The sequence below is a fragment of the Rhodanobacter sp. Root179 genome (genome assembly GCF_001428465.1).
Taxonomy (GTDB): Bacteria; Pseudomonadota; Gammaproteobacteria; order Xanthomonadales; family Rhodanobacteraceae; genus Rhodanobacter.
Window position 1 is genome coordinate 1 of record NZ_LMHR01000039.1, and the last position, 25,816, is coordinate 25,816.

At 67.5% G+C, this 25,816-nt stretch carries 22 protein-coding genes and 1 pseudogene; 12 read left to right on the forward strand and 11 right to left on the reverse strand.

Going from position 1 to position 25,816, the window contains the following annotated elements:
- The 6 genes and pseudogenes from ASD82_RS02005 to ASD82_RS02030 all read left to right on the forward strand — a co-directional run.
- A pseudogene (locus ASD82_RS02005) lies at window positions 1-2,138 on the forward strand (DUF3418 domain-containing protein); the annotation flags it as partial.
- 85 nt (window positions 2,139-2,223) lie between these two features.
- Complete coding sequence (locus ASD82_RS02010) at window positions 2,224-4,356, forward strand: bifunctional (p)ppGpp synthetase/guanosine-3',5'-bis(diphosphate) 3'-pyrophosphohydrolase (RefSeq protein WP_056714707.1); 2,133 nt, start codon at window positions 2,224-2,226, stop codon at window positions 4,354-4,356.
- A gap of 85 nt (window positions 4,357-4,441) precedes the next feature.
- Window positions 4,442-6,151 (forward strand): hypothetical protein, encoded by a 1,710-nt coding sequence (locus ASD82_RS02015; protein WP_056714710.1) that lies wholly within the window; start codon window positions 4,442-4,444, stop codon window positions 6,149-6,151.
- Between the two features lie 7 nt (window positions 6,152-6,158).
- Entirely contained in the window at window positions 6,159-6,998 is an 840-nt protein-coding gene (locus ASD82_RS02020; protein ID WP_056714763.1) for an NAD-dependent epimerase/dehydratase family protein, read from the forward strand.
- Window positions 6,999-7,146: 148 nt separating this feature from the next.
- Window positions 7,147-9,480, forward strand: coding sequence for a penicillin-binding protein 1B (gene mrcB / locus ASD82_RS02025; RefSeq protein ID WP_056714713.1), 2,334 nt, complete (start codon window positions 7,147-7,149; stop codon window positions 9,478-9,480).
- 2 nt (window positions 9,481-9,482) lie between these two features.
- Window positions 9,483-10,010: a hypothetical protein gene (locus tag ASD82_RS02030; RefSeq protein ID WP_056714715.1), complete on the forward strand. Its 528-nt coding sequence runs from the start codon at window positions 9,483-9,485 to the stop codon at window positions 10,008-10,010.
- A gap of 102 nt (window positions 10,011-10,112) precedes the next feature.
- Here the strand turns inward: ASD82_RS02030 and ASD82_RS02035 are convergent, their stop codons facing one another.
- From ASD82_RS02035 to ASD82_RS02050, 4 genes are all read right to left on the reverse strand, one after another.
- Entirely contained in the window at window positions 10,113-10,532 is a 420-nt protein-coding gene (locus tag ASD82_RS02035) for an STY0301 family protein (RefSeq protein ID WP_157599155.1), read from the reverse strand.
- Between the two features lie 12 nt (window positions 10,533-10,544).
- Window positions 10,545-10,937, reverse strand: a complete 393-nt coding sequence (locus tag ASD82_RS02040; RefSeq protein WP_007805663.1) for a BPSL0067 family protein — start codon at window positions 10,935-10,937, stop codon at window positions 10,545-10,547.
- 203 nt (window positions 10,938-11,140) lie between these two features.
- Window positions 11,141-11,530 (reverse strand): MAPEG family protein, encoded by a 390-nt coding sequence (locus ASD82_RS02045; RefSeq protein ID WP_056714720.1) that lies wholly within the window; start codon window positions 11,528-11,530, stop codon window positions 11,141-11,143.
- A gap of 74 nt (window positions 11,531-11,604) precedes the next feature.
- Window positions 11,605-12,153: a redoxin domain-containing protein gene (locus tag ASD82_RS02050; protein ID WP_056714722.1), complete on the reverse strand. Its 549-nt coding sequence runs from the start codon at window positions 12,151-12,153 to the stop codon at window positions 11,605-11,607.
- Between the two features lie 104 nt (window positions 12,154-12,257).
- Between ASD82_RS02050 and ASD82_RS02055 the strand changes: the two genes are divergently transcribed.
- Entirely contained in the window at window positions 12,258-14,216 is a 1,959-nt protein-coding gene (locus tag ASD82_RS02055; RefSeq protein WP_056714725.1) for an ATP-dependent DNA helicase, read from the forward strand.
- A 174-nt stretch (window positions 14,217-14,390) separates the two neighbouring features.
- Here the strand turns inward: ASD82_RS02055 and ASD82_RS02060 are convergent, their stop codons facing one another.
- Window positions 14,391-15,836: a LytTR family DNA-binding domain-containing protein gene (locus ASD82_RS02060; RefSeq protein WP_162253805.1), complete on the reverse strand. Its 1,446-nt coding sequence runs from the start codon at window positions 15,834-15,836 to the stop codon at window positions 14,391-14,393.
- 317 nt (window positions 15,837-16,153) lie between these two features.
- Between ASD82_RS02060 and ASD82_RS02065 the strand changes: the two genes are divergently transcribed.
- The 4 genes from ASD82_RS02065 (at window position 16,154) to ASD82_RS02080 (ending at window position 19,886) form a co-directional block, all read left to right on the forward strand.
- Window positions 16,154-17,566, forward strand: a complete 1,413-nt coding sequence (locus ASD82_RS02065; RefSeq protein WP_235580609.1) for an alpha/beta hydrolase — start codon at window positions 16,154-16,156, stop codon at window positions 17,564-17,566.
- A gap of 280 nt (window positions 17,567-17,846) precedes the next feature.
- The gene (locus ASD82_RS02070) at window positions 17,847-18,215 is read left to right on the forward strand and encodes a VOC family protein (RefSeq protein WP_056714734.1); all 369 of its coding nucleotides are present in this window, start codon (window positions 17,847-17,849) and stop codon (window positions 18,213-18,215) included.
- A gap of 31 nt (window positions 18,216-18,246) precedes the next feature.
- Window positions 18,247-18,684, forward strand: a complete 438-nt coding sequence (locus ASD82_RS02075) for a DUF4440 domain-containing protein (RefSeq protein WP_056714738.1) — start codon at window positions 18,247-18,249, stop codon at window positions 18,682-18,684.
- 50 nt (window positions 18,685-18,734) lie between these two features.
- Window positions 18,735-19,886 (forward strand): hypothetical protein, encoded by a 1,152-nt coding sequence (locus ASD82_RS02080; RefSeq protein WP_082585213.1) that lies wholly within the window; start codon window positions 18,735-18,737, stop codon window positions 19,884-19,886.
- A 198-nt stretch (window positions 19,887-20,084) separates the two neighbouring features.
- Here the strand turns inward: ASD82_RS02080 and ASD82_RS02085 are convergent, their stop codons facing one another.
- The 3 genes from ASD82_RS02085 to dmeF form a co-directional block, all read right to left on the reverse strand.
- Window positions 20,085-20,549 carry a dihydrofolate reductase family protein gene (locus ASD82_RS02085; protein WP_056714741.1) on the reverse strand — a complete coding sequence of 155 codons (465 nt, stop codon included), beginning with the start codon at window positions 20,547-20,549 and terminating at the stop codon, window positions 20,085-20,087.
- Window positions 20,550-20,587: 38 nt separating this feature from the next.
- The gene (locus ASD82_RS02090) at window positions 20,588-20,986 is read right to left on the reverse strand and encodes a YciI family protein (protein ID WP_235577838.1); all 399 of its coding nucleotides are present in this window, start codon (window positions 20,984-20,986) and stop codon (window positions 20,588-20,590) included.
- Between the two features lie 205 nt (window positions 20,987-21,191).
- Window positions 21,192-22,133: a CDF family Co(II)/Ni(II) efflux transporter DmeF gene (gene dmeF / locus ASD82_RS02095; RefSeq protein WP_056714770.1), complete on the reverse strand. Its 942-nt coding sequence runs from the start codon at window positions 22,131-22,133 to the stop codon at window positions 21,192-21,194.
- 55 nt (window positions 22,134-22,188) lie between these two features.
- Between dmeF and ASD82_RS02100 the strand changes: the two genes are divergently transcribed.
- Window positions 22,189-22,458: a metal/formaldehyde-sensitive transcriptional repressor gene (locus ASD82_RS02100; protein ID WP_056714747.1), complete on the forward strand. Its 270-nt coding sequence runs from the start codon at window positions 22,189-22,191 to the stop codon at window positions 22,456-22,458.
- A gap of 27 nt (window positions 22,459-22,485) precedes the next feature.
- Here the strand turns inward: ASD82_RS02100 and ASD82_RS02105 are convergent, their stop codons facing one another.
- The 3 genes from ASD82_RS02105 to ASD82_RS02115 form a co-directional block, all read right to left on the reverse strand.
- The gene (locus ASD82_RS02105) at window positions 22,486-23,730 is read right to left on the reverse strand and encodes an MFS transporter (RefSeq protein ID WP_056714750.1); all 1,245 of its coding nucleotides are present in this window, start codon (window positions 23,728-23,730) and stop codon (window positions 22,486-22,488) included.
- Window positions 23,731-23,738: 8 nt separating this feature from the next.
- Window positions 23,739-24,290: a LemA family protein gene (locus ASD82_RS02110; RefSeq protein ID WP_056714753.1), complete on the reverse strand. Its 552-nt coding sequence runs from the start codon at window positions 24,288-24,290 to the stop codon at window positions 23,739-23,741.
- A 118-nt stretch (window positions 24,291-24,408) separates the two neighbouring features.
- Entirely contained in the window at window positions 24,409-25,287 is an 879-nt protein-coding gene (locus ASD82_RS02115) for a hypothetical protein (protein ID WP_157599156.1), read from the reverse strand.
- Window positions 25,288-25,816: the final 529 nt, after the last annotated feature.

Here is a 25,816-nt window from a genome sequence, read left to right on the forward strand (position 1 = left end):
GGGGGGGGGGGGGGGGGTAAAGAGCTCTTGACGTTGCTGCACAAAGTCAAAAGCGGACCCCACCCCAACCCTCCCCTGCAAGCAGGGGAGGGAGCGGAAGCGACGCCGATCGTCTTTACGAATCCGTGCATCGCTCACTGCTGGCAGGCCTGCCCACCCAGGTTGGCCGCAAGGACGAAAAGAGCATCTACCAGAGCACCCGCGAGCGCAAGTTCCAGGTCTTCCCCGGTTCGGCCTTGTCGAAGGCGCCGCCGAACTGGATCTTCTCCGCGCAGATCCTCGACGTGGGCGGGCGCGTGTGGGGCATGGCGAACGCGCGGGTGGAACCGCTGTGGATCGAGCAACAGGCGGCGCATCTGCTGCGCACGAGTTGTCGCGAGGCGCACTGGTCGAAGAAGCGCGGCTGCGTGGTGGCCTACGAGCAGGTCAGCCTGTTCGGCCTGGTGCTGGTGGAGAAGCGGCCGGTCACGTTCCAGCAGCATGACCCGGCGCTGGCGCATGCGATCTTCCTGCGTGAGGCGCTGGTACGCGGCGACATCGACACCAGGGTGGACTTCGTGCACGCCAACCAGCGTGTGCTGGAAGAGGCGCTGGGCATCGAGGCGAAGCAGCGCCGCGAAGGGCTGATCCGCCACGAGGATGATCTGGTCGCGTTCTTCGAAGGCAAGTTGCCCGAGGAGATCGCCAGCTCGCGCGCACTGGATGCGTGGTATCGCAAGGCGCGTCCGGCCGAGCAGGCTGCGCTGCGCTGGTCGCTGGACGACGTGATGACTGGTGGCGTCGGGCTGGATGCGAAGGCCTTTCCCGCGACGCTGGATTTTCCACCGCAGAAGTACAAGCTCGAATACCGGTTCGTGCCCGGCGACGAGGCCGATGGCGTGACCTTGCAGCTGCCGTTGGCGATGTTGAATGCGTTGCCGGCCGCGCGCTGCCAATGGCTGGTGCCCGGCCTGCTGGCCGACAAGGTGGCCGAACTGATCCGCGGCCTGCCCAAGGCGCTGCGCCGCAACTTCGTGCCCGCGCCGGATTTCGCGCGCGCCTTCGTCGAGGCGGAATCGCCCCGCGACGAGTCGCTGGCCAAGGTGCTGGCCGCGTTCCTGAAGCGCACCACCGGCGTCGACATCGGCGCCGGCGAGTTTGCCGGCATCGAACTGCCGCCGCACTTCCTGATGCGCTATCGCCTGCACGACGAACGCGGCAGGACGCTGGCCAGCGGCCGCGACCTGGCCGCGCTGCGAGGGCAGTGGGAAGGCCAGGCGCGCGAGGCGTTCTCGCGCAAGACCGACATCGAGCTGACCCGCGAAGACGTGGCCAGTTGGGACTTCGAGGCGATCCCGGCGCAGGTGCGTTCGGATGGCGGACTCACCGCGTTCCCGGCCCTGGTCGACCTGGGTGAGACGGTGGCGCTGCGCGTGTTCGAACGCAGCGACGAGGCGCGCGCCGCCCATCGGCAGGGCGTGGTGCGGCTGTTGCGCAACGCGCTGGCCAGCGAGGCGAAGCAGGCGCGCCGACGCCTGCCGATCGGCAATGCGCTGGCGCTGAAATACGCGCCGCTCGGTGGCGTCGACGGCCTGCGCGAGGACTTGCTCGAAGGCGGTTTCCAGGATCTGCTGGAACGCCATGAGCTGGACGCGCGCACCGCCGGTGCGTTCGAGGCACTGCGCACGCAGTTCTCGCGCGAGCTGTTCGGCGCCGGCGTCGAACGGCTGAAACTGGGCGAGCCGATCATCGAGGCCCAGGCCGAGATGAAGCCGTGGCTGGCGCCGCCGCTGCTGGGTTTCGCCCGTGCCAGCTACGACGACCTGGGTGAACAGTTCGACGCGCTGTTGACGCCGGGCTTCCTGCGCGAGTTGCCGACCGCGCGGCTGGCGCACTACCCGCGCTACCTCAAGGCGATGCGCCTGCGTGGCGAACGCCTGCGCCAAGACCCGGCGAAGGACCAGCAACGCATGCTGCAGGTGCTGCCGTACTGGCGCGCCTACCTGCAGCATCGCGCCGCCGGGGGAGATCCGGCCGACCTGGCCGAACTGCGCTGGCTGATCGAGGAATGGCGCGTGTCGCTGTTCGCCCAGGAGCTGAAGACCGCCGAGCCGGTCTCGGCCAAGCGGCTGGCGAAGGCGCTGGCGGCGCTGGGCTGATTCCCCCGCGCGGCATTGGGTCGCCGGTCAGTGAACGGCCCGACCCTGCAGTTAAGATGAAGCATCCAGCGGATACCCGAAGATCATGCCTCCCATCGCCAACACCGGCAGCCTGCAGTCCTGGCGCGAGCGCGTCGGCACGCTGCCGCCGGTGCTGGGCGAGGCGCTCGACGCCTGTGTCTCGCGCAAGCTGCATGAAGCCGAGTGCACCGACGTGCTGGATCTGCTGGGCATGCTCGGCTGCGATGCGCAGACCCAGGCTGCCGCGTTGTGGTTCGAACTGGCGCGCGCCGATCCGGCGCTGTGGCAGGAGCGTCGCGCGAAACTGCCGGCGGAGCTGCAGCGGCTGGTGGACGGGCAGCAGGCGGCCGAACAGGTGTGGGCGCTGCACGCGCAGCGACCGCCGCAAGGTGCCGCCGAAGGCTTGCGCCGCCTGCTGCTGGCGATCGTGCGCGACCTGCGCGTGGTGTTCGTGCTGCTGGCCCGCCAGCTGGCGCGCATGCGGGCGGCGGCGAACCTGGCCGACGACGAGCGCCAGGCGCTGGCACGGCTGACCCGCGACATCCATGCGCCGCTGGCGAACCGGCTCGGCATCTGGCAGCTGAAATGGGAGCTGGAGGACCTCGCCTTCCGCTACCTGCAGCCCGACACCTATCGCCGCATCGCCAGGCTGCTCGACGAGCGCCGCGCCGATCGCGAGGCGTTCATCCGCGAATCGCTGGACGAACTGCAGCGGGCGCTGGCCGCCGCCGACATCCGCGCCGACCTGGCCGGCCGGCCGAAGCACATCTATTCGATCTGGAAGAAGATGCAGCGCAAGTCGCTGGACTTCTCCGACCTGTACGACATCCGCGCCGTGCGCATCCTGGTCGACAACATCACCGACTGCTACGCCGCGCTGGGCGTGGTGCACGGGCGCTGGCCGCATCTGCCGAACGAGTTCGACGACTACATCGCGCGGCCCAAGGCCAACGGCTACCAGTCACTGCACACCGCGGTGATCGGTCCGGCCGGCAAGACCCTGGAAGTGCAGATCCGCACCCACGAGATGCATCGCGCCAACGAGCTGGGCGTGGCGGCGCACTGGCGCTACAAGGAAGGCGGCAGCGGCGATGCCGAGTTCGAGGCGAAGATCGCCTGGATGCGCAAGCTGCTGGAACCGCGCGGCGACGACGACAGCACGCTGGCCGCCGACCTGCATACCGAGCTGCTGGAAGACCGCGTCTACCTGCTGACGCCCAAGGGCGAGGTGTTCGACCTGGCCCGCGGCGCCACCGTGCTGGACTTCGCCTACCTGGTGCACACCGAAGTCGGTCATCGCTGCCGCGGTGCCAAGGTCAACGGCCGCATCGTACCGCTGACCTTCCAGCCGCAGAGCGGCGACCGGGTGGAGATCCTCACCGGCAAGGTGGCCGATCCCAGCCGCGACTGGCTGTCGCCCCATCACGGCTACCTCAACACCTCGCGGGCCAGGGACAAGCTGCGCAACTGGTTCCGCAGGATCGCCCACGACACCAACCTCGCGGTCGGTCGCAGCATGTTCGAGCGCGAGCTGCGGCGCCTGGCGCTGACCAGTGCCGACGTGGGCAAGCTGCCGGCGCATTTCCACCTGAAGAACCAGGACGAGTTGCTGATCGCGCTGGCGCTGGGCGAGATCACGCCCGGCCAGATCGCCCGCGTGGTGCAGGAAGCGGCGCAACCGGCGCAGCCGGCGGTGACGCAGTCCAGCACGCCGGTCGCCTCGCGCCACAGCACGCTCGACCACAGCGCGCTCAGCATCGAGGGCATCGGCAACCTGCTGACCACGCTGGCGCGCTGCTGCCAGCCGCTGCCGGGCGATCCGGTGCGCGGCTTCATCACCCGGGGCCGCGGCGTGTCGGTGCATCGCGCCGATTGCGCCAGCCTGGCGCGGCTGGCCCGGCGCGACCCGGACCGGGTGATCGAGGTGAGCTGGGGCAGTGCGGCGGCACAGGCCTACGAGGTCGACATCGAATTGCGTGGCTACGATCGCAAGGGCCTGCAGAAGGACGTCACCAGCGTGATCAGCAACGCGGCCACCCACATCATCGCCTCGTCCAGCCGGCAGTTCGTGCGCACCGGCGAAGTCGAAATGCGCTTCACCCTGCGCGTGCGCGACTTCGAACAGCTGTCGGCCCTGCTCGGCAAGCTGCTGGCACTGCCCAACGTGATCGACGTGCGCCGCGTCGGCGTCGGCTGAATGCCCACGCAATGCCTGCCCCCGTGCGGGGCAGGGGCTGCTGGCCCGATGGTAAGCTGAGCCGACATTTTCAAAGCCACGAACCATGAGCGGACGCCGCGACCAGCACGACGCACACCCCCCGATGCGCACCGAGCCCACCCTCGGCGATCTCGATCGGCTGGACGCGCCGCGCGCGCCGGCGCCGGATGGCCTGCCGCGGGTTGCGGTGGAAGCGCGTCGGCCACATGGCCGGGCGTCCTCGTCGGCGCGACCGAAGACACGCCGCGGCTGGCTGGTGCCGGTTCTGCTGCTGGTGGTGATCGCCTTGCTTGCGGCGCTGTGGATCAACCAGAACCGCCTGCGCGGCATGGTGCCGCGCACCGACTTCAACACCTTGCTCACCCAGGCGCAGCAGGCCTTGCAGGATGGACGTCTGGACGGCCAGGACGGCAGCAGCGCGCGCGAGCTGTTCCAGGCCGCCGCGGCGCTGGAGCCGGACAACGATCGCGCCCGCGACGGCCTGCGTCAGGTGGGCCAGGCGATGCTGTCGCAGGCCGATGCCTCGCTGCAGGCGGGCAACCTGAGCCAGGCCGCGCAGCAGGCCACGGTGGCCCGCGAACTGCTCGGTGGCGGCAGCGACATCGATCGGCTGGATCATGCGATCAGCAGCGCGCGTGCCGGACAGGTGCACGCCGTGGATCTGGTCGACCAGGCGCAGCAGGCCTTCGCCGCCGGCAAGCTGGCCGGGCCCGATGGTGCCGGCGCGCTGTATCGGCGCGTGCTGCAGGCCGACCCCGACAACGCGGTGGCCAGGCACGGGCTGGACCAGGTCGGCTACGCGCTGGCAGTCGATGCACGCCAGGCGCTGGATGCGAAGGACAACGCGAAGGCCGATGCCAGCATCGAACAGCTCGCCGCACTGCAACCGAACAACGGCGCGCTGCCGGCGCTGCGCGCGCTGCAGGCGCAGACACGCAAGCAGGACAACAGCGCGCTGGCGGCGGAACTGAAGGCCGGCCAGGAGGCGCTGCGTGCCGGCCGCATCGCCGGCAGCGGCGACGACACCGCCCTGGTGCACTTCCAGGCCGTGCTCAAGCTGGACCCCGACAACGCCCAGGCCCACGCCGGCCTTGGCAACGTGGCGCAGGCGCTGACCGTACAGGCGAGCGCGGCGGTCGACGCGGGCGACGACCTGCAGGCGGAAAAACTGCTGGACCAGGCCGCGCAGCTGGCGCCGAAATCGGCCGACCTGGCGGCGACGCGGGCACGCCTGGGCAGCGCGGCGGCCGCCGCCGTTTCCGATGCCGGCAAGACCACGCCCGCAGTCGCCCCGACCAGCGAGCCGCCGATGCCGGAAGCCGTGTTGACGCCGCAGCAGAGCGCGGCCGTGGCACAACTGGTGCAACGCGCCGAGCAGGCGACCAGCCACGGCGACATCATGATGCCGCCCGGCGACAGCGCCTACGACCTCTACCGCAGCGCGCTGGCCATCGATGGCAACAACGAGGCGGCGGTGCGCGGACTGCAGGCCTTGCCCGGCAAGGTTCGCCAGCAGTTCGAGCAGGCGCTCGCCGCGGGCAAGCTGGGGCAGGCCAGCGACATGCTGGCCAACCTCGCCGAGCTGGCGCCGGGCGATGCGGCGCAGGGCGCCCTCGGCAACCGCCTCGCCGGTGCCTGGCTGGACCAGGCCGAACAGCAACTGGGTCGCGGCGACCGCATCGGCGCCGGCCAGTCGCTGCTGCGCGCACGCAAGCTGGCGCCGGCGAATCCGCGCGTGCAGGACCTGGACGCCCGTCTGCAGGGTGGCGGGTGAGTCGCCCATGACGGTTCTGGTGATCGGCGCCAGCAGCCAGATCGGCCGATTCCTGCTGCCACGACTGATCGCCAGTGGCGAGCCGGTGGTCGCCCTGAGCCGGCATCCGCTACCCGCATCCGCTGGTGTCACCTGGTTGCATGGCTGGCTGCCCGACCGGCCACCGAGCCTGCCGCCGCTGTCGGCGATCATCAGCTTCGGACCACTGACGGGCCTGGCCGACTGGCTGGCGCATGCCGACGTGGTCGACGCCCCGAGGGTGATTGCCACCAGTTCGATGAGCGCCGAGAGCAAGCGCGACTCGCTGGTGTCCGGCGAGCGCGACATCTCGCGCCAGTTGCGCGAAAGCGAAGCGCAACTGGCGGCTGCGTGCGAGCGTCACGGCAGCGCGTGGACCGTGCTGCGTCCCACCCTGGTCTACGGCGCCGGGCTGGACAAGAGCCTCACTCCGCTGGTGCGCCGGGCGATGCGCCTGCGCGTCTTTCCGCTGCCTTGCGGCCGCGGCCTGCGCCAGCCGGTGCATGCGGAAGACATCGCCCTGGCCGCGCTGGCGGCGCTGGAATGTCCGGCATCGGCCGGGCGCGTGCTGCAGATCGGCGGCGGTGAACGTCTGTCCGCGACCGAGATGTTCGCGCGGGTGCGCCGCAGCCTGCCGGTCGCCACCATGCCCCTGCCGCTGCCCCCGTGGCTGCTGCGCGCGGGGAAGCTGGCGCTGCCACGCCTGCGCGGCGCGCTGGATCGACTGGACAGCGACCTGGTCGCCGACAACGGCGAACTGCAGCGCCTGCTTGGCGTCCACCCGCGATCGTTCCGCCCCGAACCCGCAACGTGGCAACCGCTTCCGTAGCGCAGGCACGGTCGGCCCACGCGTGACCCTCGGCGCTCCCCGAATCCCCAATCGCCCGCATTTCGCCCCAAAACCGCCCGCCACGTTCATATGCCCGCCGGGTGGCAGGCCCTATCATCGAACCACTTGATTGCCGGAATTCCCCACGTTGGCCTTTCTGACCCGCATTCGCCTGTTCGCCCGACGCTGCTGGCCGTGGCTGCGCATCCCGTTCTGGATCGGCATGGGTTTGCTGGTGGGCTTCGTGCTGCCGTACACCCTGGTGTTGAACAAGCGTGTCCAGGATCGCTTCAACGAACTGGTCTTCGCGGTGCCGACCCGCGTCTACGCCCGTCCGCTGCCACTGGCCGCCGGTGCGCCGATGACGTCTTCCGCGCTGGAGCTGGAGCTCACCTTCGCCGGCTACAGCCATGACGGCAAGGGCCAGGTCGCCGGCAGCTGGCAGAAGGAAGGCCTGCGCTACACGATTTCCTCGCGCGGCTACGCCGGCCCGGATGGCGGCGAACTGCCCAAGCGCATCCGCGTCAGCCTGGGTGGCGGCTCGATCAGGTCCGTGCAGGACGCGGCCAGCGGCAAGGCGATCGAACTGGCCCACCTGGACCCGGCGCGCATCGCCACGCTGTACGGCGCCAGCCAGGAAGAGCGCCGCTTCGTGCGCCTGGCCGACGTGCCGCCGCTGCTGGTCAGCGGCCTGCAGGCGGTCGAGGATCGCGACTTCAACCATCACATCGGCATCGACTTCAGCGCGATCGCGCGGGCGGCGTTCGCCAACCTGCGCGCCGGGCACACCGTGCAGGGCGGCTCCACGCTGACCCAGCAGCTGGTGCGCAACCTGTTCCTCAGCCGCGACCAGAACTTCACCCGCAAGATCAACGAAGCGCTGATGTCGCTGCTGCTGGAAGCGCATTACAGCAAGGGGCGGATTCTCGAGGCCTACGTCAACGACGTCTTCCTGGGCCAGCAGGGCAGCCAGGCCGTGCACGGCTTCGCGGCCGCGTCGGAGTTCTACTTCGGCCGGCGTCTCGAAGACCTGCGCCCGCAGGAGATCGCCTTGCTGGTCGGCATGGTCAAGGGCCCGAGCTTCTACGATCCGCGCCGCTCGCCGCAGCGCGCGCTGACCCGCCGTAACCTGGTGCTGAAGGAATTCTTCGAGACCAACCTGATCACCGCGGCCCAGCTCAACGCGGCCCAGGCCGCGCCGCTGGACATCGTCAGCAACGGCCAGTTGCCGCACAACCGCTTCCCGGCCTTCATGGACCTGGTGCGCAAGCAGATCACCGCCGACTTCGACGAGGACGCGCTGCGCGAAGGCAACCTGTCGATCTTCACCACGCTCGATCCGGCGGCGCAACTCTATACCGAGCAGGCAATCACCAGCACGCTCAAGGGCCTGGGCAAGCGTGGCGACGGCGTGCAGGCGGCGGCGGTGGTGACCAATGCGCACAGCGGCAGCGTGCTGGCCGTGGTCGGCAGCAAGATCCCCGGTGATCCGGGTTTCAACCGGGCACTCGATGCGCGCCGGCCGATCGGCTCGACGATCAAGCCCTTCGTCTACCTGGTGGCGCTGACCCAGCCCGAGCGCTGGAACCTGGCCAGCCTGGTGGACGACAGCCCGGTCAGCATGCGCCAGCCCGACGGCAGCATGTGGACACCGCAGAACGACGACCATCGCAGCCATGACCCGCTGATCATGGTCGACGCGCTGGCGCACTCGTGGAACCTGGCCACGATCCACCTGGGCATGGACGTGGGCCTGCCGCGCATCCAGGCGTTCCTGAAGTCGTTCGGCATCGGCGACATCAATCCCAGCCCGTCGCTGCTGATCGGCGCGCTGGACCTGGCACCGCTGCAACTGACCCAGCTCTACCAGTACCTCGCCGCCGACGGCCACGCGCTGCCGCTGGTGGCGGTGCGCGGCGTGCTCGACGGCAACGGCCGCACGATCAAGCGCTACCAGGTGCAGGGTGGCACGGGCGAATATCAGGAAGCCGTGCGGCTGACCACCTGGGCGATGCAGCAGGTGGCCGAATACGGCACCGCCAGTGCGCTGGGCAATTCCGCGCTGGCTTCGCTGCATGCTGCGGGCAAGACCGGCACCAGCAACGACATGCGCGACAGCTGGTTCGCCGGCTTCACCGGCGAGCACCTGGCGGTGTTCTGGATGGGCCGCGACGACAACAAGCCGACCACCTTGTTCGGCGCCAGCGGCGGCCTGCGCGCGTGGCGCGACCTGTTCGCCAAGTTGCCCACGCGACCGCTGTCGGCGGCGCCAGGCACCGGCCTGGAGATGGCCTGGCTCAACCCCGCCACCGGCAAACGCACCGAACCGCAATGCGAAGGTGCCCAGCAGGTGCCGGTGATCGCCGGCACCGTGTCGGCCGACACCGAAGGCTGCTTCTGGCAGAACCTGTTCGGCAGCGGCGACAACCCGCCGCCTGCCGACGCGCCTGTCGCGGCGCCCGCCATACCGAATGGAAACTGATCATGCTGTTCCGTACCAGACATCTGCTGCTGTCCCTGCTTGCCGCCGGCCTGCTCGCCGGCTGCGGCATGTTCGCCACCACGCCACCCGCGCCGGCGCAGGCACCGCTGCCGAGCTACGACCAGGTGGCGGCGATCCGCGCGGCGGGCGCCCGCGAGAAGTCGATCATCGACGTCAATCCGCTGCGCGACCCCGGTGTCGGCGCGCTGCAGGACGCCGCGAAGCAGGATGAGCAGACGGGCAAGTACGGTGATGCCGCCGGCAAGCTCGACCAGGCCCTGAAACTGAGTCCCGATTCGCCGGAACTGCTGCAGGAACGCGCGGAGGTGGCCGTGCGGCTGAAGGATTTCGGCACCGCCGAGCGCCTTGCCCATCGCTCGTGGACCCTGGGTCCACGGCTGGGCCCGCTGTGCGCACGCAACTGGCAGACCATCGTCGAAATGCGCCTGCAGGCCCGCGATCAGGCCGGTGCCGCCACCGCCCGCAAGTGGGTGGGCCAGTGCCACAAGGCCGGCGTGCCGCGGTACTGAGTCAGCCGACGGGATCGCTCGCGTTGTCGCGCGCACCCGGGCAAGCGAACGTGCACGCGTGGCACGCGCGAATCCCGGGCAGGTCGCGGTGCCGCGGCAAGCTTATTGGCAATGCGCCTCGGCCAGCCGCAAGCGCGACCCGGAGCGGGTGGTCGCGTAACTCACGCTGCAGCGTTTCATGCCGCGCGGTACCGGTTTCGCAATGAACAGCGTGGTGCCGGCATAGAAGCACGCGACCCACAGAGGCTCGTCGGTCGACGGGGAGAAGGTCCAGACGTCCCGCGATTTTCCGCGACCCTCCACGGTGTTGTCCGGTGCCAGCGACACCTGCTCCGACGGCGGTCCCGAATAGAATCCGATGCGATCGAGCGAACGGGTTCCGGCCGGCGTCACCACCTGCCAATCGCCCGGGGGACTGGCCGCGCTTGTGACAGCAAGCGTCGCCGGACAGTCGATCGGCTGCATCGCGGCGCATCCTGTCGACAGGGCAAGCAGGAGAGCACAAAAAAGGAAAGTCTTCATCGCATTCTCCCGCTATTCAATGACGTAAAACGAATCACCGTCGTTGCTGCGTTTCGTTCCGGGCGGGCGATGGAACCGGATGACCCGTTGTAAGACCTCACCCTGACTGTTCCACTGATCCAACACCACGATGCCACGACTGTCGTGGCTGAGATAGATCGCGGCATGTCTGCCCGAACTGTCGGTCGGGTATTTCGCATGGTCATCGAAGGTCGCGATGGCGGTGCCGCGAGCGAGTTCGCCGGGCTTGATGGATTTGACCAGTCGGCCACGAATCCATAGTGACGTCTGTGGAGCGGCGGTGACCTGGCGGACAAACTCGACGCACTCGGTATGTCCCTTCGTGTTGACGAACTTTCGCTTTCCGTAGACCGACGCTTCCTCGACGTTCATCAGATAAGGCATCTTCATCTTCCTTGATCGAAGCACTGGCTGGCAGGAATCCCACGATCCATCCCGGATCCTGGGAGCAAGATCGTATCGTCATGCTCCATGCGTAGTCATGTCGGGACTTTCCTTTACTTCCTGTGGGCGGGCCAGCCGACATGCGCTTGAGGGCATTCTTCTGGTCTTGTGTTCGTCGCCACACCTGCCGGTTGCGCGGCGACTCAGAACAGCGCCGTCAGCACCAGCACGATGCCGACGATGCTCACTGCCCAGACCACCGTGCGCAGGTAGGGGATGCCGGCGGCGTATACCGGCAGGTAGACCAGTCGGCTCCAGAAATACAGCTGGGCACCGAGCGCGATCGTGCCGTCGTGGCGCTGCAGCACCAGGGCGAGCAGCACGACCACCGCGAACAGCGGGAAGGTTTCCAGGAAATTGTGGCTGGCGCGGCACAGCCGCGCGGGGATGCCGGTCAGCGCCTTCGGTTCACCGTCGCGGGCGCTGGCGGCCCAGCCCAGGCCGCGCTGGCTCACCGAGCCGGTGGCGGCCAGTGCGATCTGCACCAGGCCCAGCGCCACGCTCCACAACAGCATGCAAAGTTCGGTCGTCATGCGGCACATCTCCCGGTGGCGGTGCCCGCATGGTGAACGATTGTCGCGGGCGCGGCCAGTGACGCCGATGCGGCTCAGGCCACCTTCCGAAGTCGACCGGCCGGCAGCAGCTGTTGCACCCGTTCCAGCGGAATGCGGTCGCCGGCGTCACGGCCGTAGTACGCCTCGACGATGCGGCCGTGCTCGTCGATCACGAAGTCGGCCGGCATCAGGTTGCTGGTGTTGAGCCCGGCCAGGCCGACCAGACGCATGCCCCTCAGCAGGGTCGGCACGCGCGTCACGATCGCCTTCAGCTTGCGCCACAGCGAGCGCTCGATGCCGTAGATCTCGTGCGCGCGCGAGGTGGGGTCGGCGGCCAGCGGGAACGGCCGCGGCCGATGTCCGGCGAAGCGCAGCACGTCCGCCTGCGAGGCGCTGAACACCGCCACGATGTCCAGTCCGCGCGCGGCCAGCGCCGCGTGTTCGCTGGTCAGTTCGTAGATGCGGAAGTTGCAGAACGGGCAGGCCGCGTCGCGGAAAAACGAGAGCAGGGTCAGTCGCCCTTCGCGATGGATCGCGATCGGACGGCCGTGAATGTCGACCAGGTCAAGCGCGGGTGCGGCGGCGGGTGCGAACAGTCTCACGAGGATTCTCCCTGGGTTCGGTGTCAGGCAAGTTGATGCAGCGGAGCGCGCCAAGGTTCCGCCCAGGGTTTTGTGGCGCGTGGCCGCTCCGCCATACTTGCCGGATGACTGCCCTCGACGACACCGAGTCCGACGACATCGACGCCCTGCTCGGTGCCGAGGGCCCGTTCGCCCGCGAGCTGCCGAACTTCGCGCCGCGGCTAGCCCAGCAGGTGATGGCGCGCGCCGTGCAGCAGGCGATCGCAGGGCGCGACACGCTGGTCGCCGAGGCCGGCACCGGTACCGGCAAGACCTACGCCTACCTGGTGCCGGCGCTGCTGTCGGGGGAGCGGGTGATCATCTCCACCGGCACCAAGGCACTGCAGGACCAGCTGTATTTCCGCGACCTGCCGAAGGTGCGCTCGGTGCTGGACGCACGGCTGAAGACGGCCTTGCTGAAGGGCCGCGCGAATTACCTGTGCCTGTACCGGCTCGACCAGACCGTGCGCGAGGGTGCCACCTTCGAACGCGCCCAGGCCGCCCAGCTCGCCACGATCCGCGCCTGGTCCGCACGCACCCGTCGTGGCGATCGCATGGAACTGGCCGAGGTGCCGGAGGAATCGCCGCTGTGGCCACGGGTGACCTCGACCTCGGAGAACTGCCTGGGCGTGGAGTGCCCGTTCTACGAGGACTGCCACGTGTTCAAGGCACGCCGCGAGGCGATGGAGGCGGACGTGGTGGTGGTCAACCATCACCTGCTGTTTGCCGACCTCGCGCTGAAGCAGGAGGGCTTCGGCGAGATCCTGCCCGGCGCGGCGGCCTTCATCCTCGACGAGGCGCACCAGATTCCCGAACTGGCCGGCCAGTTCTTCTCGCAAAGCCTCAGCTCGCGCCAGCTCACCGACATGGCGCAGGACGCGCTGACCGAATGCAGCGGCGTCACCGGCGCGATCGGCCTGCTGCTGGAACCGGTCGAGGCGCTGCCGGACGCGCTGCGCAAGCTGCGCCTGGCGATGGACCCGCTGCCCACGCGTGGCGCCTTCGCGCTGCTGGAGGATCGCGCCGACGTGCGCACCGCGCTGCATGACCTGGGCGAACTGCTGGCCACGCTGGCCGAGCTGCTGTCGTCGCAGGCCGAGCGCTCGCGCGGCTTCGCCAACCTGCACGAACGCGCCGCGCTGTTCAGCGAGCGGCTGGAGCGCATCGTCGAACGGCACGGCGACCAGGACGTGCGCTGGTATGAAACCTTCCCGCGCGGCTTTGCGCTGTATGCCACGCCGCTGGACTTGGCCGCGCCGATGCGCGGCCTGCGCGAGCGCACCCAGGCGGCATGGATCCACACCTCGGCCACCTTGTCGGTAGCCGGCAACTTCGACCACTTCGCGCGCCAGCTCGGCCTGGACGAGCCGCAGACGCTAAGCCTGGAAAGCCCGTTCGACTACGCGCACCAGGCGCTGTGCTACCTGCCTTCGGGCCTGCCGGATCCGAACGCGCGCGATTACACCGAGCAGGTGATCGACGCCGTGCTGCCGGTGCTGCACGCCTCCAACGGCCGCGCCTTCCTGCTGTTCACCTCGCACCGCGCGCTGCGCCGCGCCGCCGAGTTGCTGCAGGACAAGGTGCCGTGGCCGCTGTTCGTGCAGGGCACCGCGCCGCGTCCCCGATTGCTGGAGGAATTCCGCGCCAGCGGCCACGGCGTGCTGCTGGGCGCGGCCAGTTTCTGGGAAGGCGTCGACGTGGTCGGCGAGGCGCTCAGCGTGGTGGTGATCGACAAGCTGCCGTTCGCCGCGCCCGACGATCCGGTGCTGATGGCGCGGCTTGCCGCGCTCGAACAATCCGGCATCAACCCGTTCATGGGCTGGCAGGTGCCCAGCGCGGTGATCGCGCTGAAGCAGGGCGCCGGCCGCCTGATCCGCGACGTGCACGACCGCGGCGTGCTGGTGCTGTGCGACCCGCGCCTCACCGGCAAGGGCTACGGCAAGCTGTTCCTCGCCAGCGTACCGCCGATGCCGCGCACCCGCGAGCTGGCGGACGTGCAGGCGTTCTTCGATGAGGTGACCGTCGCTTCGAAGGCCGGCATGTAGAAACGCGGCTTGTGCGCGATGCCGATCGTGCGCTCCCGCGAGAGCCTCGCGCAAGAATGCGTCGGTGCTGGCGGATACCGCCAGGGTTTGTCCGAATCGTGAGTATTCGACCTGCGGGTGAGGGGCGTCGCCATGTGCTGAAAAAAGTCGTCGACCTCGACTGACACCTTCGCCCTAATCCGAAGCGAGGGTCCGTCGCACCATCGGCATGATCCGTCGGCTCACTGGCACGATTTCTCCCGTGGAGATGCGCAGCTGACCGACCCCGGAAGGTTGCCGACGGAGCGACTCGACGAAGGTGGTGTTGACGATATGCGAGCGATGCACGCGCAGGAAAGCGGACGGCAACTCCACTTCCATCTCGTTCAGGCTGCCATTGTGCAGTCGCTTGCTGCCGTCGGTGAAGTTGAGTTCGACATAATCTCCCGCTCCGCTGCAATGGGTGATCTGCTCGGTTGAAACGAGCTCGATGCGGCCAGTGTCGACAATCCTGATTTTCGGCGACGGTTGCTGCTGCGGGGGTCGGGCCTGATCCAGGGCGGCTTCGAGCTGCCGCGCGTGACTGGCCAGCGCAATCCCCAGCCTTTGCTCACGGGCGAGCACGGCGGCCTGCTGTGCGAACAGAAACAGCAGCAGCGCCGCGACCAGGTAAAAGAAGATGGCATCGAGAAACCTTCCGCCAAAGAGGAAGCTGAGCGCGCCGAACAAGACCAGCGCAGCACAGTACGCGGCGGCCCCTGGCTTGCGCTTCCACCACCAGAATGCGGTGCCCAACGCGCAGGACAGGACCGGGCACAGCATCGCGAACATGGCTTTGCCGTCGTAGGGGCTGGTGATCACCACCACGCCCAAGGTCGCCAGCATGACTACGGTGACCGACAGCCACGGATGCTGCGGTTGAAACCTGCAAATGACATGGGCGGTCAGGCACAGCCCGAACCCGAGCGAGCACAGGACGATCAGGACCAGCCGCAGATCGTGGAACGGATAGCGATAAGCCACCAAACCGCGTGAAACCTCGGCCAGCAGCTGTCCTGCGGCGAACAGCGAGATCAGGCAGAGCAGGAACGCTCCTGCACGATCGCCCCCGCGAAACGTTCCGACGCCGAAGTACAGCGCCCCCAGCAGAAAGATGCCGAAGGTACTCAGCGAAGGCCAGTAGAACCGCAGGATTTGATCCGTCGGGTCGGCGTAAGTGCCGATCATCAACGCGTGCATCGGGGAGTCCAGGTGAAGGAATCCCGAATGCCCCGATACGTGCAGGACGACGTCATTGGCACCGTCGTGGAGCAGGCCCGGCGGAATCGGGATGACCGCGTCCATCCGGCCTGGCGTCTCGCTGCGTGGATCGATGCCCGGTTGGCCGTTGCTGCCGATCCGACGGCCATTCAACCACGCGGTGCTGGCAGCCTTCCCGGAAACAAACAGCCCCAGCGGGGATGACTGTTCCAACATGCTGCGGGGAACGGCAATGGTTGCCCGGAGCCAGAGCGTGGCGTGTTGGGGGTCGACCGCCAGGAAGTTGCCTGTCCGGCAGCCATCGCCGGCAAAATCCGGCGGCACGGTTTCGCCTTCCTGCGCCGGACAAGTGATGACGTTGTCCACGTCGATCCACTGCATCGATTGCGCCGACACCGATCCGAACGGCAACCAGGGCAGACACAGGCAAAGAAGGAATGTGAGGCGGGAAATGGTCGACATACCGTTGGGCGAATATACCGTGCCGGCGCCAGGCCGGCAGCTGCCGCTCACCGAATCGATACCACCGTTGGCAGATCGGCCATCGGTGGAGACACCCGTCCCGCTTATGGTGGCTCCATTCCGATCAACGACCTGGAGTCTTTCCCATGACGCACGCAGCCGTAAAGCGCACTCCCTTGAAACGGGCACTCATCGCAGCCGCTTGCCTGTGCCTGTTCAGCGCAGCCGGTGCGGCCATGCCCAAAGTCACCGTGCAGACATTCTTGTTCAAGAGCGTCGACGGGCAGACCACCGAGGCGATCCATGGATCGCTCCAGGTGCCCGAGAACCGCTCCGATCCGCACAGCCGCATGCTGACCCTGCGTTATGTCCGCTTTCCGGCCACCACCAACAAGCCCGGTGCCCCGATCGTCTATCTGGCCGGTGGCCCGGGCGGCTCAGGCATCGAGACCGCGAAACACCGGCGCTTTCCGTTGTTCATGGCCATGCGCCAGTTCGGCGACGTGATTGCCCTGGACCAGCGCGGTACCGGTGCATCCGACGACACGCCGGTGTGCGAGCCTTCGAAGACGCCTCCGGAATCCGAAGCCCTCACGGACCAGGCCTTTGCCGCCGCCTACCGCGCCGCTGCCGTCGAATGCGCGGCATTCTGGAAAGCCAGGGGCATCGACCTGCGCGGCTACAACACCAACGAGAGTGTCCGCGATCTGGATGCGCTGCGCCGCCACCTGGGGGCCGGGAAGATCACGCTCTGGGGCATCTCCTATGGTACCCATCTGGCGCTGGCGGCGCTCAAGCAGATGAGTCCTCGTCTGGATCGGGTCGTGATCGCGAGCGCCGAAGGACTCGATCAGACGGTCAAGTTGCCGGCGCGTACCGATGCCTATTTCGATCGCCTGCAGGCCGCGGTGGACACCAACCCCGAGGCAAGGGCGGCCTATCCCGACATCAAGGCGCTGATCGCGCGCGTGCATGGCGCGCTGCAATCCAGGCCGATCATGCTGCATCTGAAGGACGCCAGCGGGCGGGACACCGATGTGCTGCTGCAGCGGCGCACCTTGCAGATGATCGAGGCGGGCGCGATCTCCGACCCTGAAGGCGCGCAGCAGATGCTGGCCGTCTATCGCGCCGCCGACGTTGGCGACTACCAGCCGATCGCGGGCATCGTGCAAAAATACTTTTCGCCCGGTGCGCCACTGAAAATGCAGGCGATGCCGCTGGCCATGGACGTGGCCTCCGGCATCGACGACAGGCGCCTGGCGCTGGTCGAGCGGCAGGCCAGCACCGCGCTGCTCGGCGACCTCCTCAACTTCCCGATGCCGCAACTCAGCGGCGTGTTTCCGCAACTGGACCTCGGCGACGCGTTCCGCAAGGCTCCGGTCAGCCACGTGCCGACCCTGCTGCTCAGCGGAACCCTGGATGGACGCACCTATCCCGAAAGCCATCGCGAAGCCACCGCTGGCCTGGACCACTTGCAGACGATCACGGTCGTCAATGCCGGCCACAACCTGTTCATGGCGACACCCGAGGTCACGGCGGCCATCGAGCGTTTCATGCGCGGCGAACCGGCGGCATCAACACGGATCGTCGCCCCCCTGCCGGCCTTTGCGCCTGCACCACCAGCGCCACCAGCGCCGCCCAAGGCGTAAGTGATGATCCGCTCGAAGCAGGTCAGTGTGGAGTTTCCGGCAACGCACCGGGCCGGGCCGGACAGGCGCAGACACACGCAGCAAGCTGGGTCGGACGTTTAGCCCGGGCCTCGTCAATCGAGACCCGATCCTGCCGGGGGGCGCAGCCTGTCATGCGGCGGGGGCGCCATCGCCAGGCTGGCGTCTTTCAGGACATCGGTCGTGCCGTAAAGTGCGCACTGTCCCGCGTTTTGGTATGGGTTACGATTCGTCAGGACAACAAACGCAGCGAGACAGCGTCATGGCCAAGGTCACCGGACTCGGCGGCATCTTCTTCAAGTCGCGCGATCCCGCGGCGCTCACCGCGTGGTACGCGAAGCATCTCGGCCTCGATGCCGAAGCATGGGGCGGCGCGCGCTTCGTCGAAGACGAACAGCGTCCGGGCTACACGCTGTGGTCGCCGTTCGCGGCCGACACCGAATACTTCGGCCCCGGCCCGCAGGCTTGCATGATCAACTTCCGCGTCGACGACCTCGACACGCTGCTGGCGCAAATGCGTGCCGCCGGCGTCGCGGTGGACGAGCGCGTCGAGCAGAGCGAGTTCGGCAGCTTCGGCTGGATCACCGACCCCGAAGGCACCCGCGTCGAGCTGTGGCAGCCGCCCCGGTAACCGTTCGTTCCTGTCGCAGCGGAAGCATGCCATGAGCCCGACATCGCGCCGTGGGCGCGAGCGGATCAGCCATCCGGCGGAACCCGAGCTGGTCACGGCCCCCGGGTTGCTGCCCGTGCTGGAAGCCCTGCGTCGGCGCGAGCCGATCTTCCACCGGCCCGAATTCGGCAGCAGCCGCGCCGACTTCGAACGCATGGTCGAAGCGGATTTTTGGGAAGTCGGCGCCTCCGGCCAACGCTACAGCCGTGCCCACGTCCTCGACGTCCTCGAACACCGCACTCCCGATCCCGCCGAGCACGGCTGGACAACCCGCGACTTCCACTGCCGCGAGCTCGGCCCCGACACCTACCTGCTCACCTACACCCTGGAACAGGGCGAACGCGTGAGCCGTCGCAGCACGATCTGGCGGCGCCAAGCGGATGACTGGGTGATCCTGTTTCACCAGGGAACGCTGTTGGCCGTATCCTGAGCCGGCAACCCGTGCCTGCTGCAAACGCGAAGCCGGTCTTCGGTTGCCCCATGTTTCCCGTCCAGGTGAAGGAGTGGCTGTCGATGATGCGCAAGCCCCACGTTGCATGGCTGTTCCTGACGATCCTCGCCCTCGGCCCGCTGATGGCGTCCGCGAACGATGCCGACCCCGAGAGCAAGGCGACCTCCACCGCCACGCTGGACACCGGCGTGCTGGACGGCGCGCCGTATCGGGTGGACATCCCCGCGCACTGGAATGGCGACCTGGTCATGCAACTGCATGGATTCGAGCCGATCGGCACGCCGCGCCCCACGCCGAAACCGCTGGGCGACGAAGCGTCACCGTTTCTCGCGGCCGGCTATGCGCTGGCGCAGAGCAGCTATGCCTCGCAGGGCTGGGCGGTGGATGACGCGCTGCGCGACAACGAACGCCTGCGCGCCTGGTTCGTGCAGCGGCACGGCCGGCCCCGGCATACCTACGTCGTGGGTTTCTCGATGGGTGGCTATGTCGTGCTGACCAGCCTGGAGCATCACGGCCAGCACTACGACGGCGGGCTGTCGCTGTGCGGTGCCAACGTGCCCGGCACGCGCGTGTTCGACGACATCCTGACCTCCGTGGTCGCGTTCGATTACTTCTTTCCCCGCACGACCGGCTTGCCGCCGGGCGGCCTCGCCGATCCCGCCGCACCCGCGCTGGGCCAGATGGAAGTGATGCATGCGGTGGACACGGCGCTGAAGGCCGACGAACACGCCGCGCAGCTGCTCGCCACGCACCTGCACGTATCGCGCGAACGCCTGGCCGGCGCCATCGGCGTGCATTACCTGGTGATGCACCAGATGCAGCAACGCGCGAAGGGCATGCCGGTCGACAATCGCGCGACGGTGTATGCCGGTTTCGGCGACGATGCGGCATTCAATCGCGGCGTGCACCGCTACACCGGCGACCCGCAGGCGATGCGCTACCTGGCAGCGGCCACCTCGCTCAGCGGCAAGATCCACAAACCGCTGGTGCTGCAGTACAACCGCGATGACTTCCTCATCCCCGTGCGCTACCAGTCGGTGTATCCGGCCATGGTGCAGTCCGCGCACGGCCGCGCGCCGACCGTGCTGCCATCGGTCGGCGAAGGCCATTGCGGCTTTGCGCCGGAGCAGATCATGCAGGCATTCCAGACCCTGACCCGCGAGGTCAGCGAAGGACACTGACCCATCGGATGGAAGGCGACCTCGCATGGGCGAGCGGAGGCGGAGAGGGTGGTCTGCGGCCATCGTGGGAAGGCTGTCTTCCAGCCCACTGGATCGGAGCATCGCCGGTGAGCCGCGGGGGTGCCGAACGAGTGGTTGAGCCGGCTTGATTCGGCGGAACCGTTCGTTTCAGGAAACGGATGACCCATCCGTTTGTGCTCAGCCCAGTCGATAGATCAGTGCCATCACCCCGCCCGGAAAGCTCTTTGAGCTGATCAGTTTGAGTGGCCTCGGCGCGGGCAGGTCGAAGAAGATCGCAAGGCCCTGGCCCAACATGATCGGATGGATCATCAATGCGTACTCATCGACCAGGTTCCGGGCGATGAGGCTGCGCGCGAAGCTGGCGCCGCCGTGGGCGAGGATCGGCTTGCCGTCTTCGGCCTTCAGCCGGCTGATTTCATCGGACAGGTCGCTGCTGGCCACGCGGGCCCGGGCCCAGCTTTGCGCGCCAGGTTGAAGCTGCCCTGTCTGGCCATCGCCCGCATCGTCCAGTGCATTCCCGAGTTGTCGGGTCGAGGTGGCCGCTTTCTGGATCGCCGGCCCCTGTCCGGAAAACACCGCCTTAGGGATCTGGTTCATCGGCGGCGCGAATGCCATGGTCGACGTGGGCCAGTAGGGCGCCATCGCCTGGAAGAAGCGCGATTTCGACTCACCGTCGCCGTTCAGCTGTGGCGAATGAATGCCCGCACCTCCACGGGTGCGCGACAGGCGACGACGGCCCGGGACCCCCACGCCAGCGCTTCATCCATGTCGGCGGCTTCCAGTATCCAGAAACCGCCCACGTGTTCCTTGGCCTCGATATACGGCCCATCGGTGACGATCACCTTGCCAGTGGGTTGCCTGCGCAGCGATTTCGCCTTGCTGTTCGACTCCAGGCCGCCGGCGAAGAACCTGGCGCCTGCGGCCTTCATCTCTTCATTGAGCATGCCGATGTCGCGGATCATCGTTTCGTCCTCGGTGGACGGGTCGTAGTTTTCGGGGTGATGAATGGCAACCAGGTATTGCGGCATGTTGTTCTCCCAAGGGCCAGCCCGGACGGCCTGATCGCCGGTCCATGTCATTGAGACGAACGGGCGGAGCCGAATTCGACACCTTCGCCGGAAACCATGGGTGCTGGCATGCAGCGAACAATTTCCGGGCGCCGGAACACGACAGGGAAAGTTTTTTGAAACCAGCTTCGACCAGTTGAATCCGCCACCCGGAGCGGGCGTTCCAAAATGGGCTCTGCCCCGGGTTCTACCCGGCCGCTGCCCGTTCTGGCGGAGCTCAAGCCACCGCGATCTCGACCGTCACGTGCACCAGTTCGTCGTGGATGGCCAGTTGCCGGCGGACTTCCTCGGCACTGATGGCCGTGGTGGCGACCAATCCGAGGATGCAGGCGTAGCTGTCGCGGCCGACTCGCCAGACATGCAGGTCGCTGACGGCCGCCGTGGCGAACTGCTCCCGCACCACGTCGCGAATTTCCTCGACCACCGGCTGGTCCATCTCGGCGTCCAGCAGGATCTTGCCGGACTCGCGCAACAGGCCGAACGCCCAGCGCGCCACCAGGATCGAGCCCACGATGCCCATCACCGGGTCGAGCCAGGCCGCGCCATAAAGCTTGCCGCCGACCAGCGCGACGATGGCCAGCACGGAGGTGGCCGCGTCCGCGATGACATGCAGGTAGGCCGCGCGCAGGTTCACGTCGTGATGGTGGTGGCCATCATGTCCGTGGTCGTGGCCATGCCCGTGATCGTGGCCGTGCCCATGGTGGTGTTCCCCTTTCAGCAGCCATGCGCACAGCAGGTTGACGCCCAGGCCGAGTATCGCGATCAGGATCGCGTCGTCATAGTGGATCACGGCGGGCACGAACAGCCTCTGCAGCGACTGGATCATCATCAGCGCGGCAACGACGGCCAGCAGCAGGGCGCTGCTGAAACCGCCGAGTATCTCGATCTTCCAGGTGCCGAAGGCGAAGCGGCGGTCCTTCGCGTAGCGTCGTGCCAGCACATAGGCCATCACCGAAAGACCCATCGCCAGCGCATGCGAACTCATGTGCCAGCCATCGGCCAGCAAGGCCATCGAGTTCAGCCAGTAACCGCCGATGATCTCGACCACCATCATCGCCGCCGTGATGTACACCACGCGTCGGGTGTTGCGCTCCGCTTTCGCGTCCACGTGGTTGAATTGGTGGCTGTGGGTGAACGGGGCGATGTCGGGGGCAGGCATGAGGCGTTCTCGGGTCATATACTCCCCCGTAGTATATGACCGGAACACCATCGCCATGTCCCACGTGCAGGAAAACCGCAAGAAACTGGTCGCCCGGGTTCGCCGCATCAGCGGCCAGATGGCTTCGCTGGAACGCGCCATCGAAGGCGATGAGGATTGCGGCGCCGTATTGCAGCAACTGGCCGCGGTGCGCGGCGCGGTCAATGGCCTGATGCTGCAGGTGATGGAAGGGCACCTGCGCTCCCACGTGGTCGAGGCCGGCAACGTCAAGCAGCAGGACGAACTGCTGCCGGTGCTTGCGGTGCTGAAGAGCTACCTCAGGTAGCGGCGCCGTCGAACGCCCCCGCTTCCTTCAGTGCGGTGCCGGCCGGTTCCTGCGCACCCGTCGCGCCACCGGTACCAGCGCGAGCAAGGACACGATCGCGAAGCCCGCGCCGGCGAGGAAGGTGGCGCGCGAACCGAACGCGTCCCACAGCCCGCCGGCCACCACGCTGGCCGCCAGCAGGGCCAGTCCGCTGACCAGGTTGAACATGCCGTACGCCGTGCCGCGCAGGTCGGTCGGCGCGGCGTCGGCGACCATCGCTGCCAGCAAACCCTGGGTCATGCCCATGTGCAGTCCCCACAACGCCACGCCCAGCGCCAGTCCGGCCAGTCCGCCGACGAAGGCCAATGCCAGGTCCGACAACACCAGCACCAACACGCCCAGCGCGAGCAGGCTGCCGTGGTCGAAGCGATCGGCCAGCACGCCGACCGGATAGGACGACAGCGCATACACCACGTTCAACACCACCAGCACCAGCGGAATCAGCACCAGTCCCAGCCCCAGTTCCTGCGCACGCAGCACCAGGAAGGCCTCGCTGAAGCGGGCCAGGGTGAATACCGCGGCGATCACCACCACGCCCCAGTACAGCGGCGGCAGGCGCGCCAGCTCGGCGCGCGACAACGGCGAGCGCACCCGCCTGCTTTCCCGGTCGCCCGGCGCGTCGTGCACGCCGAACAGCACCAGCGCGAACGCGGCAAAGCCCGGTACCACCGCGAACCAGAACACCAGCGGAATGTTGTCGGCGGTCAGCCACATCAAGGCGATCGCCAGCGCGGGGCCGAGGAATGCGCCGGTGGTGTCCAGCGACTGGCGCAGGCCGAACGAGGCGCCGCGCAATTCGGCCGGCGCCAGGTCGGCGATCAGCGCGTCGCGCGGCGCGCCGCGGATACCCTTGCCGACGCGGTCCACAAAGCGTGCGCCGACCACCCAGCCGAGCGTGCCCGCCAGCGGAAAGACCGGCTTGGTGAACGCGGCCAGGCCGTAGCCGATCGCCACCAGCAGCTTGCGCCGCCCCAGCCAGTCCGACAGCGCGCCGGAGAACACCTTGGTGATCGCCGCGGTGGATTCGGCGATGCCCTCGATCACGCCGACCGCCAGCGCCGACGCGCCGAGCGTACCGACCAGGTACACCGGCAGCAGCGCGTGGATCATCTCCGAGGAGGTGTCCATCAGCATCGAGACCATGCCCAGCGCCCAGATGCCGGGCGGAATCCGGCGCAGCACGGAAGGCGCTTTCACCGTGGCGCTGCGGGGTGCTTTCGGGGACTGGCTCATCGTGGCGCCTATCGGAAGATGACCCGGACGCCGGTTTTGCCGAGCCACTGACCTGGCTTGACGGCGCACAGGCTGGCGATGATCCGGTCGGGGAATTGCTCCATGCGGGTATTCAGGCGGGTGACGGCGTCGTTGTAGAACTCGCGACGATCAGCGATGGCGTTTTCCAGCCCGGTAATGCGCGCCTGGAGATTGCGGAACATGTCGTTCGCCTTCAGGCCCGGATAATTTTCGGCAACGGCGAACAGATGATCCAGGCCAAGACGAAGCTGTTCTTCGGCCGGGCCGAACCCGCTCAGGTTGGCGGTTTCCCGCGCAGAGGATACGGCGGCTCGCGCGGTGACGACGTTCGTGATGGTCTCCCGCTCGTAGGCCATGTATCCCTTGCAGACCTCCACCAGGTTGGGCAACTCGTCATGCCGCTGCAGGATGAGCACGTCGATGTTCGCCCAGGCCTTGGATACCCCGGTTCTCAGTTGCACGAGGCTGTTGTAGACGGTGATGACGTAGATGGCGGCGAAGGCGGCGAGCGCCAGCAATCCGTAACCGTTGATGCTCATGGTGTGTCCCGGAATCCCCAGCGGCAGATCATAGCGGATGACCCCAAGCCGTCACCGCGGGCATCACGAGCCAGGTGCGATGCTGCCCATGGTTTTCCTGTCGTCGTGGTGCGCGCATTCAGTGATGGCGGGACAGCACCCACAACAACGCCACGCAGGAGAACACGAACAGCGCGAACGAAACCTTGCCGGACGATGTGCCCAGCGGAGCGTCGGCCTCGATAGGGTAGGGTGAAAGGACGAAAGGCCGGCCATCGGAAGGTTTGACGACCATGTTCACCTCGGGCGTCACCACCGCCGGTTTGGCCACGGCGCGGGTCTTCGCCTCCACCGCGGCGGCGTCGCGTGCCTTGTTCCATTCGTCCGTATCGATCGCGCCGTCGTGGTCGGTGTCAAAGCGTTGCAGCAGCTGTGTCTGGTCGCGCTTCCATTCCACCAGAACCTCGAACGCATCCGCCGGAGCGCGCGTCAGGCCACTCTGCGCGGCGTAGGTGGTGAATTCTCCCGTCACGAACAGCGTGTCGTTGTCGTTCATGCGACTTTCGGTGTAGCGGTAACGACCGCTCTTCGCGTTCGTCATGGGCGGATGGTCAGGGCAGAAGTCATCGCTGCACCAGGTGTCGCTTGGCCACTGGATGACTTCCGCGCCAACCGGATTGATCATCACCTGGCCGGTGCCGTCGTCGAGCAGGATGAAATCCGGACTGGTGGCTTGCCGCAGCGTGGTCCACTCGCTTTCCTGACTACCGCGACTGCGCGTGTGCTCCTCGATGCGGTAGTGCCACCAGGTGCAAGGCTTGCCCGTGAGCGGCCCGGTCAATCGATGGTTGGGCGCGCTCTTCTGCCGACCTTCAAGCTTCACGTACCCCTGCGCGGCCGAGCGGCATTTGGATGTCGGAATGCCAGTGACGGCATGAGAGCGCTTCACGGCACTGCGCCAGAACAACAGGCTTGCCAGTGCAGTCACCGCCCAGAACATCGCGAAAAGCAGCTTCATCCCGTGGTCCATATCTGTCGCCTTGCCCTGCCGTGGGTGCGTCCAATCATTATCCCGAGAAAGAACGGGGCGGAGGAAGCCCGTTGTGTGAGGCTTGCACACAACACGTCAGCGATGACGAGCAAGTCGTCATTCGCGAGCGCGTTACAGAACGCACGTTTGGAAGCACGCGCTTTCAGGTCACGTCGAAGCTATTGGGCGCCTCGCGAGCTGGCGTCGATCCGACGGGGAACTCCCACTGAATTCAGAGCAAGAGCTTTCGTCTGCCTACGGCAGCCGAGCCACCTCTCTCTGTGTGGCCAGAGAAACGTGGCCCAAAGAGAGGCCACCCCACTTCCGCGCCTTGCGGACATCGGGCAACTGCTCCTGCGTTGCCTCAACTCGGGCATCCATGCCGATGCCCGCTACGCGGCCTGTCGACCCCGCCTCACGGACTTGCCGGACAGGAGTCCGGCAAGCGCCAAGTGGGGTGTCGTTTTCTCTTGGGTACTTCTCTTTTGGACAAGCAAAAGAGAAGTACCTCGCCCTC

Excerpts from the sequence above, each read along its gene's own strand:
- ASD82_RS02020 (WP_056714763.1), top strand. The coding sequence starts at position 6,159 with ATGACGGTTCTGGTGATCGGCGCCAGCAGCCAGATCGGCCGATTCCTG.
- ASD82_RS02045 (WP_056714720.1), bottom strand. The coding sequence starts at position 11,530 with ATGACGACCGAACTTTGCATGCTGTTGTGGAGCGTGGCGCTGGGCCTG.
- ASD82_RS02100 (WP_056714747.1), top strand. The coding sequence starts at position 22,189 with ATGTCCCACGTGCAGGAAAACCGCAAGAAACTGGTCGCCCGGGTTCGC.
- ASD82_RS02105 (WP_056714750.1), bottom strand. The coding sequence starts at position 23,730 with ATGAGCCAGTCCCCGAAAGCACCCCGCAGCGCCACGGTGAAAGCGCCT.
- ASD82_RS02060 (WP_162253805.1), bottom strand. The coding sequence starts at position 15,836 with ATGCAGTGGATCGACGTGGACAACGTCATCACTTGTCCGGCGCAGGAA.
- ASD82_RS02055 (WP_056714725.1), top strand. The coding sequence starts at position 12,258 with ATGACTGCCCTCGACGACACCGAGTCCGACGACATCGACGCCCTGCTC.
- ASD82_RS02090 (WP_235577838.1), bottom strand. The coding sequence starts at position 20,986 with ATGACATGGACCGGCGATCAGGCCGTCCGGGCTGGCCCTTGGGAGAAC.
- ASD82_RS02040 (WP_007805663.1), bottom strand. The coding sequence starts at position 10,937 with ATGCCTTATCTGATGAACGTCGAGGAAGCGTCGGTCTACGGAAAGCGA.
- ASD82_RS02075 (WP_056714738.1), top strand. The coding sequence starts at position 18,247 with ATGAGCCCGACATCGCGCCGTGGGCGCGAGCGGATCAGCCATCCGGCG.
- ASD82_RS02015 (WP_056714710.1), top strand. The coding sequence starts at position 4,442 with ATGAGCGGACGCCGCGACCAGCACGACGCACACCCCCCGATGCGCACC.
- ASD82_RS02110 (WP_056714753.1), bottom strand. The coding sequence starts at position 24,290 with ATGAGCATCAACGGTTACGGATTGCTGGCGCTCGCCGCCTTCGCCGCC.
- ASD82_RS02035 (WP_157599155.1), bottom strand. The coding sequence starts at position 10,532 with ATGAAGACTTTCCTTTTTTGTGCTCTCCTGCTTGCCCTGTCGACAGGA.
- ASD82_RS02070 (WP_056714734.1), top strand. The coding sequence starts at position 17,847 with ATGGCCAAGGTCACCGGACTCGGCGGCATCTTCTTCAAGTCGCGCGAT.
- ASD82_RS02115 (WP_157599156.1), bottom strand. The coding sequence starts at position 25,287 with ATGAAGCTGCTTTTCGCGATGTTCTGGGCGGTGACTGCACTGGCAAGC.
- ASD82_RS02080 (WP_082585213.1), top strand. The coding sequence starts at position 18,735 with ATGTTTCCCGTCCAGGTGAAGGAGTGGCTGTCGATGATGCGCAAGCCC.
- dmeF (WP_056714770.1), bottom strand. The coding sequence starts at position 22,133 with ATGCCTGCCCCCGACATCGCCCCGTTCACCCACAGCCACCAATTCAAC.
- ASD82_RS02085 (WP_056714741.1), bottom strand. The coding sequence starts at position 20,549 with ATGGCGCCCTACTGGCCCACGTCGACCATGGCATTCGCGCCGCCGATG.
- ASD82_RS02065 (WP_235580609.1), top strand. The coding sequence starts at position 16,154 with ATGCCCAAAGTCACCGTGCAGACATTCTTGTTCAAGAGCGTCGACGGG.
- ASD82_RS02010 (WP_056714707.1), top strand. The coding sequence starts at position 2,224 with ATGCCTCCCATCGCCAACACCGGCAGCCTGCAGTCCTGGCGCGAGCGC.
- ASD82_RS02030 (WP_056714715.1), top strand. The coding sequence starts at position 9,483 with ATGCTGTTCCGTACCAGACATCTGCTGCTGTCCCTGCTTGCCGCCGGC.